Source organism: Cobetia marina (assembly GCF_001720485.1).
In the GTDB taxonomy this organism is placed as follows: domain Bacteria; phylum Pseudomonadota; class Gammaproteobacteria; order Pseudomonadales; family Halomonadaceae; genus Cobetia; species Cobetia marina.
Genome location: NZ_CP017114.1, coordinates 2,528,533 through 2,542,675, shown reverse-complemented (window position 1 = coordinate 2,542,675; position 14,143 = coordinate 2,528,533). Strand labels below are relative to the sequence as shown.

The window sequence follows — 14,143 nt, the reverse complement described above, 5'->3', positions numbered from 1 at the left end:
CCTTCGCCGCGGACCAGGCAGGGGACTTGCGTGTCCCCTGCCGACTCAGCCAGCGGTGGCCGCTTGCTTCGGGGACTGCTTGTTGAACAGCGCCTTGCTGCGCTGCAGTTCCCAGTACGCGAAGATGAAGTAGATGATCGTCGACCAGATGGTCACGTCATAGAACAGCTCGCGGTTCGCTTCGTAGCTTGCCAGGTCCGGGCTGCCGAACAGTACGCGCAGCGCCAGCACCAGGGGAATGACGAGACCGATCACCATCCAGATGGCTCGGATGACCTTGGTCAGACCTGACGTATCCTTGACCGGGGCATGATTGGTCGTGTCGGCCTGCTTGGCGTGGAAGGCATCGACTCGCTCCTGGAAGTGCTTTTCGGTGGCTTCCGCTTCCGGATAGGACTCAGCGGCGCCGGCGGACTTGGCCATCAGGGTGTAGAGAATGATGGAGACGAACCAGGTCGGCAGGAACAGATAATAGAACGGGATCACGTCGACCATCTCGAGACCGAAGCCGAAGATCAGAGACAGCGCCCAGGTCGCCAGCGCCGGTGTGTTGTGCTTCACCCCCTTGTAGCGCGCCCAGTAACGGCTGAAGCCGAGTTTCGGAAACAGGTGATGCTCAGCGAAGATGATCCCGCCGACCGGCACCAGTACCAGACCGGCGTAGGTCAGCAGCGGCAGCATGCTGCGATAGACGAACGGGAAGCAGCTGAGTACCGCAACGCAGATACCCACGGCCAGCGTCGCCTTGTTGCGCGACAGGTTCGGCATGGCTGACTGTGCGGCAAGGCCCGCGCGATACAGGTTGGCGTTGGCGGTGGTCCAGCCTGCGACGACCACGATCACGAAGCCGGCGGCGCCAAGGGCGTGCAGTGCCACTTCACCCGGCTCCAGCACATCGATGCTGATACCCGCGACGGCAGCGGTAGCGGCGCCCATCAGACCGGCGGAGATCCAGGCGACGTAGTGACCGAACATCATGCCGGTGCTGGTCGCAAGGCCGGAGCGCATGCGCTTGGCATAACGCAGCAGCGCCATGTCGATCAGACCGAAGTGGGAGAAGGTGTTGGCCGCCCAGGAGAAGCCGATGACTTCCCAGATACCGATGCCTGCCTCGCCCTGGGAATTGATCCCGGTGAAGACGGTACTGCCTGCGACATCAATGAAACTCGAGAAACTGTCCAGGCTGGTGTTGCCGGTGACGGACTCGGCCAGTTCCGGCAGCAGCACCAGGCCGCCGACGGTGAACATCAGCATCAGCCAGGGAGCGCAGATGCTGGCAAATTCCGTCAGAGCATTGAAGCCATAGACGGCAACCAGTACCACGATGGCGGCAACGGCCAGCGCCAGCAGGATGAACTCGAAGCTGGTGGGGTAGGCCTGGGTCTGGGCGGGTATGTCGAACAACAGCCTGACCGCCGTGGCGGAGACGGTGATCATGGCCGCCGAGATGGCGGTGAATATGATCACGTTGGCCCAGTTGTACAGCCGTGACATCGAATCACCGGCGATGCGGTGGAGATAGGTGAAGAGGCTGAGGCGAGTCTCGATGGCGATCGGTGTGGTGATCAACCAGAAACTGAGTACCGCCAGACCATTACCGATCAGCAGGCCCAGCAGGATATCCCAGATACCGGCACCGAGTGCCACGAAGGTGGCACCGATGACGAACTCGGTCGCGGCAACGTGCTCGGCGGCATAGAGACCGGCAAAGTGCGGCCACCGGTGCAGTTTGTGACGTGGTACCGGCAGTAGCTCGTCGTCCATATGGGCGATCTGCCGATCCAAATCTGGCGCAGTACTGGCCATGATTGGCTCCTGTTTTTTTACGGCTTGTCTTGCTGCTCCTACCCGAGGTGTCACGCAGCCGCCTTGGCGTTCCTATCGGCGATGACAGGGGTAGATCGTCTTTTATCGATCAAATGACTCAGGTGTGGTGCAAATGATCGATGAATGGTCATCAAAACGCAAAGCCCGCGTGCTTGAACTTTGGGCTATGTCCCCGGGTGATCTCGGAGATTCTGGTCTCGAAGGGGCTGAAGGCCGCATGAAACGTGAGGTTACGGGGAGATGTCGGTGTTCAATGACACGATTCAGCAAAGTGGATTTTTCCGTTCTCACGCTCTGTCCGGCGATGGAAACCTGGTGTCCTGGCGAAACCTGCCTATAGAGAAGGTGATGAAAGATCGAGTCGAGCATGGTTTGGGTGAACCAATGTGGTGCATGACTCGCTATCGATTTCCTGACAGGTACTCGGGCACTGAGGAGGCAATGGGGGAGGCAATGGAGGAGCGAGCGAAGTGCGCAAGGCAGGCATGGCGGTACCGTGACCGCTCACCGAGAGAGATGGTGCAAGGCAGCAGGGTGTTGGGTAGAAGCGACATCAACTTCGGTGCCAGGCGACGGAATATGCACGAAATAACGACAAAGATCGTGAAAATTGAGACATCTTGCGGCCTCCTCGGGATGTCGATAAGGTTATGCAACACTGTTTCCTAATCAGGAAATGCCCTTATTGACACCCGGCGCCGACAGGGCGGCGGGGCACTGCGAGGAGGCCAGCCATGCGAACACGCACACTGACCATTCTGATGATGATCGTTTCCCTGATGGGCGCTCCCCTGGCGCAGGCCGGGCCGCATGATCGTGGTCATGGCCATGGACATGGTCATCACGACAAGCATCATCACAAGAAGCACTACAAGAAACACCACAAGCATCAAGAACGCCGCCACGAGGCGCGCCGTGATCATCATTGGCGTCGTGGCGACCACCTGCCGCGTCACTATTATTCCGATCAGCGTTATTGGGTAAAGGACTGGCATCACCGTCACCTGTCCAAGCCGCCGCGCGGACATCGCTGGTTGAACATTGATGGGCGCTATGTCCTGGCGGCCGTTGCCGGGGGCGCGATCACTGCGATCATCCTCAATCGCTGATCACTCGGATCGTTGTTCTCGGCTGCTCAAGCCAGCTTCAAGAAAAGGGCCTCTCATGAGGCCCTTTTTGCATGCGCCGTTTGCCGGCAGTGGCTTCAGGCGTAGGCGCTGCATACCCAGGTCATGGTCGCCGGGGTGTCGCCGTTGTAGGTGATGGCGTGTCCGAGGGTGCTGTCAAAGGCCAGGCTATCGCCGACCTTGAGCTGGATGGGGTCGTAAAGCTCGGTCCAGACGGTCACCTCGCCGCTGGTCACGATGATCTGTTCCTGGCCGGAGTGTTTCTGCAGGCCGCCGAATTCCTCGAGACTGCGATTGAGCACGGTGGTTTCCAATACCATGTACTCCTTGGACGCCACGTTGTTGCAAAGCGGCCGATACCGGTAGTTGGGCGTCTCGATGACGTCTCCCTCCTGCGCTCGCGTCAAGGCGAGCCACCCCCGAAATGACGTGTCTTCCGTGTGATAGAACAGCTCGCTGACATCCACCTTCAGGCCCTTGGCGAGATTCACGATCGCCTCGAAGGTCGGTGAGATGCGTCCATTCTCGATTCTCGACACGCTGGCCGCCGAGATTCCTGACGCGCTGGCCACGGCCGCGATGGTCAGTCCCTTCTCCTTGCGTAGCGCCTTGAGGTTGTCACCAATGGCGCCTGCCTTGCGTTCTCTGTGCTTCAGAGCGATCGGCGTTTCCTGGTGAGATGTCATGTCAGCGTGCTCCATCGTGATCGTCTGCAATTGTCGGGTCCCTGAGCGTTGTCAGTGCGCAGCGCCTGTCGGCTGAAAAGCGCTTGCCACCGCGTGCCGAGTCATGGGGAAGCGGCGTGCTCGTAGGTCTTGATAGGGTTCATTTAGAGCTTCCTCGTGCAAAATGTCGAGCCAATATTCACATTTGACGCAATGTTGCGTATATGCAACTCTGGTTCCTGAAGTGAAATTGCTGGTGGTGGATCTGCTCGCCTTCGTGGACGTCATGTCGCGCCCGGTGGAGGTCTTCCAGCGAGAGAATGTGTGATCGCGGGCATCGTGAGATGGGGGATGCCCGCACTGCGGTGCAAGACGCTCAGAGACGGAATCACCTTCGACTGGAACAATACGAGGAAAACAAGAATGCATAGCCTCACGAAAAATGTGCTCGGCATGGGCATCGCAGCCGGTCTGCTGGTCACCGCGACCACCCAGGCCGCCGATATCGAGTGGAAGATGGCAACCCCCTGGGGGGCGGCCCCTGGCTTGAGCGAGATGCCAAGACGTTTGCCGATTATGCCAATGAGCTGACCAATGGTGACGTGAGCATTCAGGTGTTCCCGGGCGGTACGCTGGGTGGCGCGCTGCGCGTGACCAATACCGTGAAGTCCGGTGTCGCGCAGGTCAGCCACAACTACATCAACTATGACTACGGGACGGACCCGACGGCGGCGCTGTTGGCTGGGCACTCCAGTGGCCTGACGCCGGAAGAGTTCATGTTGTGGATGTACGAGGGTGGCGGTGTCGAGCTCTATGAAGCGTTCCGTCGTGAAGTCTTCGGAGTCGTGGCCTTCCCGTGCTCCACCCTGGGCACCGAGATATTCCTGCACTCAAGCAAGAAGGTACAGACGCTGGAAGACTTCCAGGGACTGAGACTGAGAACATCCGGTGCCTGGGCGGAAATCGCCTCGCGCCTGGGGGCCTCTACCGTGGTGATGGCAGGCAGTGACATCTACACGGCGCTGGATCGTGGCGTCATCGATGCCGCGGAGTGGGGCAGCCCGGAGCTCAACAAGCCGACCGGCTTCCAGGACGTGGCGCAGTACGTCATCCTGCCCGGCGTCCACCAGTCCGGTGGCATCCTCGAGTGCGAAGTGAATGTCGATGCCTGGGATGGCCTGAGCGAAGCCCAGCAGAGTCAGTTGCGTCTTGCCGGCAAGTTGAGCGTGTTCGAATCCTGGCTCGACAGCTCCTATGCCGACCTCAAGGCCTTCAAGGAGCTGGAAGAGGGGCCCAATGAGATCGTGCAGCTGGATCAATCCTTCATCGATGCCATCTACGAAGAGACACGTGCCTGGGAAGATGAGAAGGCGGGTGAGAACGAGTGGTTCGCGCGCGTGCTCGAGTCACAACGCGCCTTCAAGGACAGCATGACCACCTGGCAGGATTACCGTCTGCCGATCGGGGAAATGGGGCGCTGACCCCCGCAGGAACTGACGTTTCCGGCACAGGCAAGGCCCTTGCCTGTGCTTCCCCCTGACTGTCATTCGGTAGGTTGTCATGAAAATAGTCGATGCCATTGAGCGTCAAACCCGTTGGGCGGGGTATCTGGGGGCTGTCCTGATACTGCCGCTGGTGCTTGCGCTGGTCTATGAGGTCTTCAGTCGCTATGTGCTGGGAAGGCCCACCCTGTGGGCGTTCGAGGTCAGCTACATGGTGATGGGCGCCATCTTCATGTTTGGCATGGCGAATGCACTTCGCGTGGGCCAGCACGTCAGTGTGGATGTGTTGAGTCAGAACTTTTCGCCACGTCTGAAAGCCGGGGTGCATCTGGCCTGTTATGGCGTATTGCTCCCCGTACTGGGCTGGCTGGTCTGGGAGCTTTCGTTCTATGCGATCGAGGCCTTCTCCAGCAATGAGCGCTCTGGTCGCTCGGCCTGGAATCCGGTGATCTGGCCGGTCTTCGGGGTGTGGTGGCTGGGCTTTGTCTATCTGACGCTGCAGGTGATCGCGGAGATGTTCAAACTCTGGAGCACGTTGCTGGGTCATGATCATGGCGCGGAGGTGTCCTCATGAGCGATTTCCTTGCCCTGATCATGTTCCCGGCCCTCATCGCGCTGATCGTGCTCGGCTTCCCTATCGCGTTTTCGATGATCGTCGTCGCGACGGTCTTCGGCGTCGCCCAGTTCGGTGATGCTGCGGCCTATCAGTTGTTGACCAAGATCGAAGACACGGCGTCCAACTCCATTCTGGCGGCCGTGCCGCTGTTCATCTTCATGGGCGCGATGCTCGAGAATTCCGGCATCGCCGAGCGGCTTTTCGGTGCCATCCATCTGTGGACGCGCCGGTTGCCCGGTGGGCTGGGCGTCGGTGCGGTCATCATGGGGACCATCTTCGCGGCTGCCAGCGGCGTCGTCGGGGCGACCGAGGCAGTGATCGGTATGCTGGCAGTGCCGGTCATGCTCAAGCATCAGTATGACAAGTCACTCATCTCCGGCACCATCTGCGCCAGTGGCTCATTGGGCACGGCGATTCCGCCTTCCATTACCGTGGTCATTCTCGGGCCTGTCGCGGGTGTCTCCGTCGGGTCACTGTTCAGTGGTCTGTTGATTCCGGGGCTTCTGATGGCGCTGTTGTTCCTCGTCTATATCGTCGTGGTCTGCGCGCTGAAGCCTGCGCTTGCGCCGCGACTCAAAGAAGATGAGCAACATCCGGGCTGGGGCAAGCTGCTCACCATCACCCTGAGTGCGTTGCTGCCGACCATGAGTCTGATCATGGTGGTGTTGGGCACGATTCTGATGGGCATCGCCACGCCGACGGAAGCGGCAGCCTGTGGTGCGCTAGGCTCCGTCTTGCTGGCACTGGGCTATCGCAATCTCACGCTGTCCATCCTGTGGAATGCCGCGATACGCACGCTCAACATCACCGCCATGATTCTGCTCATCGTGCTGGGTGGCAACATGTTCGCCGGTGTCTTCTTCGCCTCCGGTGGCATGGCGACCGTTCAGTCGCTGCTGCTGGATACCGGCATGAGCCCATGGTTCATTCTCGGTGCCATCCTGCTGATCGCCTTCCTGGCCGGTTTCGTGCTCGACATGATCTCGGTGGTGCTGATCGTCATCCCCGTGGCCATGCCGGTCATCGGTCTGCTCGGGTTTGATGAGATCTGGTTCTGCGTGGCCTTCCTCATCGTGATGCAGACGAGCTATCTGACCCCGCCGCTTGCCCCCTCCATCTTCTATCTACGCGCCATCACGCCTGCCGAAGTGACGCTCAAGCACATGTACAAGGGGGTCGTGCCTTTCATCGTCCTGCAGCTGGTGGTACTGGCGTTGATTCTCACATTCCCGGGGCTTGCGCTGTGGTTGCCTGATGCCATCAGCGGGCCGTCCTGGAAATGATGGTCGCCTTATCGAAAAGGAACGCGTTCGCATGAGTGATGCAAAGCACGAAGATACTGAAATGGACATCAATCTCGATCGAGAGGCGCTCACCTCGCTATGCCACAAGGTGCTGACACGCCATGGCTTCAGCGAATCGAATGTCGAGGCCATGAGTGATGCGCTGGTCGCGGCCGAGATGGATGGCTGTCGATCCCATGGGCTCTATCGCCTGATGGGGTTCGTGGCCACGCTGAACAATGGAGGAGTGGTGCCGGACGCCGTGCCGGTGGTCGAGGATACGGCGCCCTCCATCGTCAAGGTGGATGCCAAGGGTGGCTTCTCGTCGCTGGCCTTCCAGCAGGGCGTGCCTGAGCTGCTCAGCAAGGCGAGAGCCAATGGGATTGCCATTCTGGCCATCAACCATTGCGTGCATGGCACGGCATTGTGGGTCGAGATCGAGCGCCTGACCCGTGAAGGACTGGTAGCCATCGCCTGCAACCCGACCCAGTCGTACATGGCGCCTCATGGCGGCAGCCAGCCCCTGCTGGGCACCAACCCCATTGCCTTCGGCTGGCCGCGCGGGGATGGCAATCCCTACGTGTTCGACTTCGCGACCAGTGCCATCGCACGTGGCGATATCGAGCTGCATCGTCGTCAAGGCGATGAGATCCCGCTGGGCTGGGGGGTTGATCGAGACGGTGCGCCGTCCCGTGACCCGGCCGAGGTGCTGGATCATGGCGCGATGCTGCCGTTCGGTGAGCACAAGGGCTCTGCGCTGGCGATCATGATCGAGTTGATCGCAGGGCCGCTGATCGGTGACATGCTCAGTATCGAATCCAGCGAGCATGATCAAGGCAAGGGCAGCCTGCCGTATCATGGGGAGATGATCATCGCGATGGACCCGGCGCGTCTCACGGGGGGCAGCCCCCAGCAGCACATGCTGCGCTCTGAACGGCTGTTCGACCTGGTCAAGCAGCAGGGCGCGCGTCTTTCCTCCGAGCGTCGCTATCAGGCTCGCCAGAAGCATCTGGAGGAGGGCGTCACACTCTCCCGGGCGCTGTATGATGACATTCTCGAGCTTGCCTCCTGAGAATTTGCCTGCGCCGAGCAGCCGAGTCATCGCTGACAGGCACGCGGCAGGACGTCATGAGGGCATGAGGTCATGACTGCAGCAAGAAGAACGGCCGCCCCTGGGCGGCCGTTCTTCTATATAAGGTGGCCATCGTCGCCGCTGTCATCCTCAGTGCTCACCGTTACTGGGCGCCCATCCAGTTCTGCCTGATTATGTGCACCACCGGATGTGGGCGTTTTTCCGCAAAGGTGCCGTTGCTGCTAGCGTAAGCCGTGTTGAGGGTCGTTGATGCCATCTTGATGGCCATTGAAGGGGAAAGGGACATGACGCTTGAGACGACATCGCGGTTTCGGGGTTGCCTGTTGGGTGGTGCGGTGGGAGATGCGCTGGGGGCGGCAGTGGAGTTCCTGTCGCACGAGGAGATCCAGGCGCGCTTCGGAAGTGAAGGAATACGCGATTACGCACCGGCCTATGGCGGGCTGGGGCGGATTACCGATGATACGCAGATGACACTGTTTACCGCCGAGGGTCTGTTGCGTAGCCACGTGCGCGGCTGTCTGAGAGGCATCACGACGCAAGGTAGCCTGGTCAACAGTGCCTATGAACGTTGGCTGTACACCCAAGGGGAACGCACGCAAAAGGCAACGGAACAGGAATGGCTGGACAGTGGCTGGTTGATCAAGCAGCCGGCACTGCATTCGCGCCGCGCCCCGGGCATGACGTGTCTGTCCGCGCTCAAGCATGTGCGCACCTACAGTGACACCGCGCAGAACGACAGCAAGGGCTGTGGGGGTGTGATGCGCGTGGCCCCCGTCGGCTTGTTCGCGCATGTGATGGGAGCCTCCCATGAGATGTGCTTCGCGCTCGGGGAAGAGGTCTGCGCGCTGACCCATGGCCACGTGACCGGTCAGCTGACGGGCGGGGTGCTGGCGGTGATGACCCAATGCCTGGTGGCGGGTGACTCGATGGCACAGGCACTTGCGCACGCCATGCGCATTCTCGAGCGCAAATCAGGCTGCGAAGAGACCATGCAGGCCCTGAAGCAAGCCTGCGAGCTTGCCGAGTCCGACACTGCGCCGCAGGTGGCTGTCGTGATGCTGGGGTTGGGATGGATCGCGGAAGAGGCCCTGGCGATGTCCGTGTATTGCGCGCTCACCGCGCGGGATTTCCGCTCCGCGATCCAGATCGCGGTCAATCATGATGGGGATTCGGATTCCACGGGGGCCATCACGGGCAACCTGCTCGGGGCGCAATGGGGAGAAGAGGCGATACCTGCTGATTGGCTGGAGCCGCTTGAACTGCGAGAGGTCATCGGCGAGGTCGCCCAGGACCTGCACGATTGCGCTCGCTGGGAGCTCTATACCGACGGGGGTGGCAAGGACGAGCGGTGGGTCTGGGAGAAATACCCGGGCTATTGAGATACGCGCAACGCTAGCTGACTGAACGCGGGGCAATCCTTGGATTGCCCCGCGTTTTCGTGTCTGACGATGCCTTTTTGCCGGCTGTCACGAAACGTCGGTAGCGCAAAGGTGAGGGCATGCCTCATGTGGGCGATCCGAGGACAACATCAGAGGGTTTCGTAAGCGATTGATAACGCTGCGGTTATTACCAAAGTCGTAGACTGCTGCCTGACCAGACGTTCAATACAGGCTTTTATTGGTTCGCCAGTGGAATCAATGCTGTTCCAGTGGGGGATATGTGCCGATGCGGGATTCGTCCACAATGCGCTCACTCCACATTGCACGAAACGGCAGTCTGGATCTGGTCGACGGCAGGCATCTGTCAAGACGCCTGCGACTTTTTTGAAGATGGCATGCATCCAACCCGTTTGCTCAAGCGTAATACTCATCAAGCACAACGGTGAGGGTTTCAGCAGGGTAAGAGGACAAGTTGCTGATGAATGCCTTTCTGATGATTGCGACCAAAGTTTAAACGTCATACGGCAGTGTCCTGGACAGTGCCAAGCATCTGATCCGCTCTCGATCATGGGATGTCCGCACCTTCAAGATTGTACAGAAGTGATGCAGAAGAGGATTGAAGGTTGTACCTCTTGAGGTTCACCAACACTCCTCAGGGGCAGGGCAATGCCCAGGCAACGCAATCTGGTTCTTTGATGGAAACAGTGAGCTGCCAGCAGCACGGCTAGTGTGATAGCGCAATAATCATTAGTCTGTTAACAAGCTAGACGGATGCAGCCAAGACTGCATACGACATCACAAGGGCAATATTGCCCAGGACATAGAAAGGAAAACCCAATGAAAACTCTGAATCTCAAGACTCTGATCGCCGCCGCCGCTCTCGCCACCGTCAGCACCGCCACCTTCGCGGCGGATGACAGCCCGGCCGCCCAGCGTGTCCAGCAGTCCGTCAGCCAGGACGTCGTCGTCGGCACCGCCCAGCAGGCCCCGACGGCTCAGGCCACCTTCGCGGAAACCGGCAAGAGCGTCGCGGCAGGTCGTGTCGAGACCGCCCTGACCCAGTCGTCCATTGAAGGGCAAGGCAGCGCTACCGCCAGTCGTGAACAGGCCTTCGACAATGACGCTGGCAAGAGCGTCGCCGCGACCCGCGTTCAGCACGCCCTGAGCGACAGCAACGTCTGATTGACCATCATCCCTGACCTGCATTTCCAGGACTGATCATCACTTCATCTTCATCGAGGAAATCATCATGAACACTCTCAAGACCCTGATCGCCGCCGCCGCTCTCGCCACCGTCAGCACCGCCACCTTCGCGGCGGATGACAGCCCGGCTGCCCAGCGTGTCCAGCAGTCCGTCAGCCAGGACGTCGTCGTCGGCACCGCCCAGCAGGCCCCGACGGCTCAGGCCACCTTCGCGGAAACCGGCAAGAGCGTCGCGGCAGGTCGTGTCGAGACCGCCCTGACCCAGTCGTCCATTGAAGGGCAAGGCAGCGCTACCGCCAGTCGTGAACAGGCCTTCGACAATGACGCTGGCAAGAGCGTCGCCGCGACCCGCGTTCAGCACGCCCTGAGCGACAGCAACGTCTGATTGACCATCATCCCTGACCTGCATTTCCAGGACTGATCATCACTTCATCTTCATCGAGGAAATCATCATGAACACTCTCAAGACCCTGATCGCCGCCGCCGCTCTCGCCACCGTCAGCACCGCCACCTTCGCGGCGGATGACAGCCCGGCTGCCCAGCGTGTCCAGCAGTCCGTCAGCCAGGACGTCGTCGTCGGCACCGCCCAGCAGGCCCCGACGGCTCAGGCCACCTTCGCGGAAACCGGCAAGAGCGTCGCGGCAGGTCGTGTCGAGACCGCCCTGACCCAGTCGTCCATTGAAGGGCAAGGCAGCGCTACCGCCAGTCGTGAACAGGCCTTCGACAATGACGCTGGCAAGAGCGTCGCCGCGACCCGCGTTCAGCACGCCCTGAGCGACAGCAACGTCTGATTGACCATCATCCCTGACCTGCATTTCCAGGACTGATCATCACTTCATCTTCATCGAGGAAATCATCATGAACACTCTCAAGACCCTGATCGCCGCCGCCGCTCTCGCCACCGTCAGCACCGCCACCTTCGCGGCGGATGACAGCCCGGCTGCCCAGCGTGTCCAGCAGTCCGTCAGCCAGGACGTCGTCGTCGGCACCGCCCAGCAGGCCCCGACGGCTCAGGCCACCTTCGCGGAAACCGGCAAGAGCGTCGCGGCAGGTCGTGTCGAGACCGCCCTGACCCAGTCGTCCATTGAAGGGCACGGCAGCGCTACCGCCAGCCGTGAACAGGCCTTCGACAATGACGCTGGCAAGAGTGTCGCCGCTACCCGCGTTCAGCACGCCCTGAGCGACAGCAACGTCTGATTGACCGTCATCCCTGGCCTGCATTTCCAGGCCTGATCATCACATCATCTTCATCGAGGAAATCATCATGAACACTCTCAAGACCCTGATCGCCGCCGCCGCTCTCGCCACCGTCAGCACCGCCACCTTTGCGGCGGATGACAGCCCGGCCGCCCAGCGTGTCCAGCACAACGTCAGTGAAAGTGTCATCCATGGTGCCGCTCAGCAGGCACCGACAGGCCAGGCGACCTTCGCGGAAACCGGCATGAGCACTTCTGCAGGCCGTTTCCAGATTGCCTCCGGTGACGACGAGATCCGTGGCCATGACCGCTCCATCCACCTGCAGGAATTCGATGTCGCCAATGATTCAGGCGATAGCGTTGCCGGCACCCGTGTTCGTCACGCCGTGAGCGACGTCAACGTCTGAGACGCCCGATGTCTGCGTCAGACGCTTGCAGGCCAGGTGTCTGTACTGACATGACCTTTTTCAATAGGAGAACCCCCATGCAATCTCTCAAGTCTCTATTCGCCATTGCCGCATTGTCCGTTGCCGCCACTGGCGTGGCCTCTGCCAATGACAGCGAAGCCGATGCCCGCGTACGTGCCACCCTCAGTGATCGCGTGATCATGGGTCAGGCACAGCCGGTCACTCAGCAAGCCACACTGCATCATGATGATGTCGTGAAAACCGGCATGAGTGTCGCTGCCAGCCGCGTCCAGACATCCATCAGCAACGCCGGCATCCAGGGCACCACCCGTGCACTGGCAAGCGATTCGGCGGATTACGTCAACGATGCCGGCAAGAGTGTCTCTGCCACACGCGTCGAACATGCCTTGAACGAGAGCGCGTAACCGCTCGCGGCAACGCAATAGTCCCCGACTCTGCAAGACAGCCAAGGACGCCGATATGCCATCGACCTACCTCTGTCAGTTGCTGAATGGACCCACTGACCATCACGTTGTCTCCTGATGGTCAGTGCTCCAGAGAACAACTCGTGAGAGAGAAGAACGCTTGAGCAAGTGTTTTGACCCGAACGCAAGACCGCACTCGTCGTCAATGGCAGAACCCTTGCTCAAACGCTTTCCTGTCCTGAATGTCCTGTCCCGACATTCCCTGCCCGCCATTGGCGGGCTTTTTTTTGGCTTTTCGACGCTTCATGTGGATGTGACTTCATCCAGCACACGAACCACGGGGCTGTTGATCAGCGAGATCATCGCAATGAGGTCCCGTGAGAGAAAGGGCGCCGTGTGGTCGTGGTGACTCGCCTTGCATGAGAAACGCCCGCCATTCGGCGGGCGTTTCTCATGCAAGGATTTTCTCTTGCGTGGCGCTCGGATCAGTGAGCGCGAGTCAGGCGCGTGGCCAGCCACCAGCCCAGTAGCATCGTCAGTAGAAAACCCGCCAATGGCAGACTCATGGCGCTGCTGGAGACGATGGCAGGCCCGGGGCAGTATCCGCTCAGGCCCCAGCCGGTACCGAACAGGGCCGCGCCGAGCAGCAGGCGACCATCGATATCGCGGCGTGTAGGCAGTTGGAATCGCTCACCCAACAGGGGAGTGCTGCGTCGCCAGGCGAGGCGATAACCGAGGAAGGTGGTGATGACCGCCCCGCCAAGCACGAAGATCAGCGTGGGGTCCCAGTCTCCGGCCACGTCGAGAAAGCCGACGACACGCGCGGGGTCGGTCATGCCGCTGAGTGTCAGGCCGAGGCTGAAGACCAGCCCGGTAATGAAGCCGGTGACAGCTTTCATGGTGACTCTCCCAGCAGATGTCGGGTCACGAAGACCGTCAGCATGGCGATGGCCACGAACACCCCCGTGGCCACCAGCGAGCGCGGGGAGAGACGCGCGATGCCGCAGACGCCGTGGCCACTGGTGCAGCCGCCGCCGATGCCTGTTCCCAGGCCCACCAGCAGGCCGGCGAACATCATGCTCAGCACCCCGCTGGCGGGATCGCCGATCAGCGCATCCGTGCCCTCGGCCACATTGCCCCAGTCAAGATTGAACAGCACAAGGAGCAGCGGGCCGCTGATCAACCCGAGCACGAAGGCGATACGCCAGCGGCGGTCCGGGCCTGATTCCAGCAGCGCGCCCCGCGTGATGCCACTGATACCGGCGATACGTCCCAGAAAGGCCATCAGCATCACTGCCGAAAGACCGATCAGAACGCCGCCGGCGAGTCCTTTCATGCTGCTCATCATGTCCATGTGGTTCGTCCTCGTGTCGCGGTCATCCTGCGTTGCGACGATGATATGCTCGTGCCTGGCGAGCGC

The 14,143-nt window shown here is 60.5% G+C and carries 16 protein-coding genes; 12 read left to right on the top strand and 4 right to left on the bottom strand.

Features of this window, described 5'->3' with window-relative positions; translation table 11 throughout:
* Positions 1-45 precede the first annotated feature (45 nt).
* Entirely contained in the window at positions 46-1,806 is a 1,761-nt protein-coding gene (locus tag BFX80_RS10760) for a purine-cytosine permease family protein (protein WP_084208867.1), read from the bottom strand.
* Between the two features lie 755 nt (positions 1,807-2,561).
* On the opposite strand from BFX80_RS10760, the gene BFX80_RS10750 reads away from it, so the two are divergent.
* Positions 2,562-2,936, top strand: coding sequence for an RcnB family protein (locus tag BFX80_RS10750; RefSeq protein WP_084208865.1), 375 nt, complete (start codon positions 2,562-2,564; stop codon positions 2,934-2,936).
* A 95-nt stretch (positions 2,937-3,031) separates the two neighbouring features.
* On the opposite strand, the gene BFX80_RS10745 is transcribed toward BFX80_RS10750, so the two are convergent.
* On the bottom strand, positions 3,032-3,640 hold the full coding sequence (locus BFX80_RS10745) for a helix-turn-helix domain-containing protein (protein ID WP_164850339.1): 609 nt from the start codon (positions 3,638-3,640) through the stop codon (positions 3,032-3,034).
* A gap of 488 nt (positions 3,641-4,128) precedes the next feature.
* Between BFX80_RS10745 and BFX80_RS10740 the strand changes: the two genes are divergently transcribed.
* From BFX80_RS10740 to BFX80_RS10690, 11 genes are all read left to right on the top strand, one after another.
* Entirely contained in the window at positions 4,129-5,100 is a 972-nt protein-coding gene (locus BFX80_RS10740; RefSeq protein ID WP_205632700.1) for a type 2 periplasmic-binding domain-containing protein, read from the top strand.
* Positions 5,101-5,179: 79 nt separating this feature from the next.
* Positions 5,180-5,695 (top strand): TRAP transporter small permease subunit, encoded by a 516-nt coding sequence (locus tag BFX80_RS10735; protein ID WP_084208863.1) that lies wholly within the window; start codon positions 5,180-5,182, stop codon positions 5,693-5,695.
* Complete coding sequence (locus tag BFX80_RS10730) at positions 5,692-7,020, top strand: TRAP transporter large permease (RefSeq protein ID WP_084208862.1); 1,329 nt, start codon at positions 5,692-5,694, stop codon at positions 7,018-7,020. The genes BFX80_RS10735 and BFX80_RS10730 overlap by 4 nt, the downstream gene beginning before the upstream one ends.
* 31 nt (positions 7,021-7,051) lie before the next feature.
* Complete coding sequence (locus BFX80_RS10725) at positions 7,052-8,092, top strand: Ldh family oxidoreductase (protein ID WP_240499542.1); 1,041 nt, start codon at positions 7,052-7,054, stop codon at positions 8,090-8,092.
* 305 nt (positions 8,093-8,397) lie between these two features.
* Positions 8,398-9,492, top strand: coding sequence for an ADP-ribosylglycohydrolase family protein (locus tag BFX80_RS10720; protein ID WP_084208861.1), 1,095 nt, complete (start codon positions 8,398-8,400; stop codon positions 9,490-9,492).
* A gap of 837 nt (positions 9,493-10,329) precedes the next feature.
* Positions 10,330-10,674: a hypothetical protein gene (locus tag BFX80_RS10715; protein WP_084208860.1), complete on the top strand. Its 345-nt coding sequence runs from the start codon at positions 10,330-10,332 to the stop codon at positions 10,672-10,674.
* Between the two features lie 67 nt (positions 10,675-10,741).
* A complete protein-coding gene (locus tag BFX80_RS10710; RefSeq protein ID WP_084208859.1) occupies positions 10,742-11,080 on the top strand; it encodes a hypothetical protein in 339 nt (112 codons plus the stop codon).
* A gap of 67 nt (positions 11,081-11,147) precedes the next feature.
* Positions 11,148-11,486 carry a hypothetical protein gene (locus BFX80_RS10705; protein ID WP_084208859.1) on the top strand — a complete coding sequence of 113 codons (339 nt, stop codon included), beginning with the start codon at positions 11,148-11,150 and terminating at the stop codon, positions 11,484-11,486.
* 67 nt (positions 11,487-11,553) lie between these two features.
* Complete coding sequence (locus BFX80_RS10700; protein WP_084208858.1) at positions 11,554-11,892, top strand: hypothetical protein; 339 nt, start codon at positions 11,554-11,556, stop codon at positions 11,890-11,892.
* Between the two features lie 67 nt (positions 11,893-11,959).
* Positions 11,960-12,298: a hypothetical protein gene (locus tag BFX80_RS10695; protein ID WP_077377126.1), complete on the top strand. Its 339-nt coding sequence runs from the start codon at positions 11,960-11,962 to the stop codon at positions 12,296-12,298.
* Between the two features lie 77 nt (positions 12,299-12,375).
* Positions 12,376-12,723 carry a hypothetical protein gene (locus BFX80_RS10690; RefSeq protein WP_077377123.1) on the top strand — a complete coding sequence of 116 codons (348 nt, stop codon included), beginning with the start codon at positions 12,376-12,378 and terminating at the stop codon, positions 12,721-12,723.
* A 485-nt stretch (positions 12,724-13,208) separates the two neighbouring features.
* On the opposite strand, the gene BFX80_RS10685 is transcribed toward BFX80_RS10690, so the two are convergent.
* Both BFX80_RS10685 and BFX80_RS10680 read right to left on the bottom strand, forming a co-directional pair.
* Positions 13,209-13,622 carry a DUF6691 family protein gene (locus BFX80_RS10685; protein ID WP_084208857.1) on the bottom strand — a complete coding sequence of 138 codons (414 nt, stop codon included), beginning with the start codon at positions 13,620-13,622 and terminating at the stop codon, positions 13,209-13,211.
* The gene (locus BFX80_RS10680) at positions 13,619-14,077 is read right to left on the bottom strand and encodes a YeeE/YedE family protein (RefSeq protein ID WP_077377117.1); all 459 of its coding nucleotides are present in this window, start codon (positions 14,075-14,077) and stop codon (positions 13,619-13,621) included. The genes BFX80_RS10685 and BFX80_RS10680 overlap by 4 nt, the downstream gene beginning before the upstream one ends.
* Between the last annotated feature and the right edge of the window lie 66 nt (positions 14,078-14,143).

Excerpts from the sequence above, each read along its gene's own strand:
- BFX80_RS10760 (WP_084208867.1), bottom strand. The coding sequence starts at position 1,806 with ATGGCCAGTACTGCGCCAGATTTGGATCGGCAGATCGCCCATATGGAC.
- BFX80_RS10750 (WP_084208865.1), top strand. The coding sequence starts at position 2,562 with ATGCGAACACGCACACTGACCATTCTGATGATGATCGTTTCCCTGATG.
- BFX80_RS10745 (WP_164850339.1), bottom strand. The coding sequence starts at position 3,640 with ATGACATCTCACCAGGAAACGCCGATCGCTCTGAAGCACAGAGAACGC.
- BFX80_RS10735 (WP_084208863.1), top strand. The coding sequence starts at position 5,180 with ATGAAAATAGTCGATGCCATTGAGCGTCAAACCCGTTGGGCGGGGTAT.
- BFX80_RS10730 (WP_084208862.1), top strand. The coding sequence starts at position 5,692 with ATGAGCGATTTCCTTGCCCTGATCATGTTCCCGGCCCTCATCGCGCTG.
- BFX80_RS10725 (WP_240499542.1), top strand. The coding sequence starts at position 7,052 with ATGAGTGATGCAAAGCACGAAGATACTGAAATGGACATCAATCTCGAT.
- BFX80_RS10720 (WP_084208861.1), top strand. The coding sequence starts at position 8,398 with ATGACGCTTGAGACGACATCGCGGTTTCGGGGTTGCCTGTTGGGTGGT.
- BFX80_RS10715 (WP_084208860.1), top strand. The coding sequence starts at position 10,330 with ATGAAAACTCTGAATCTCAAGACTCTGATCGCCGCCGCCGCTCTCGCC.
- BFX80_RS10710 (WP_084208859.1), top strand. The coding sequence starts at position 10,742 with ATGAACACTCTCAAGACCCTGATCGCCGCCGCCGCTCTCGCCACCGTC.
- BFX80_RS10705 (WP_084208859.1), top strand. The coding sequence starts at position 11,148 with ATGAACACTCTCAAGACCCTGATCGCCGCCGCCGCTCTCGCCACCGTC.
- BFX80_RS10700 (WP_084208858.1), top strand. The coding sequence starts at position 11,554 with ATGAACACTCTCAAGACCCTGATCGCCGCCGCCGCTCTCGCCACCGTC.
- BFX80_RS10695 (WP_077377126.1), top strand. The coding sequence starts at position 11,960 with ATGAACACTCTCAAGACCCTGATCGCCGCCGCCGCTCTCGCCACCGTC.
- BFX80_RS10690 (WP_077377123.1), top strand. The coding sequence starts at position 12,376 with ATGCAATCTCTCAAGTCTCTATTCGCCATTGCCGCATTGTCCGTTGCC.
- BFX80_RS10685 (WP_084208857.1), bottom strand. The coding sequence starts at position 13,622 with ATGAAAGCTGTCACCGGCTTCATTACCGGGCTGGTCTTCAGCCTCGGC.
- BFX80_RS10680 (WP_077377117.1), bottom strand. The coding sequence starts at position 14,077 with ATGGACATGATGAGCAGCATGAAAGGACTCGCCGGCGGCGTTCTGATC.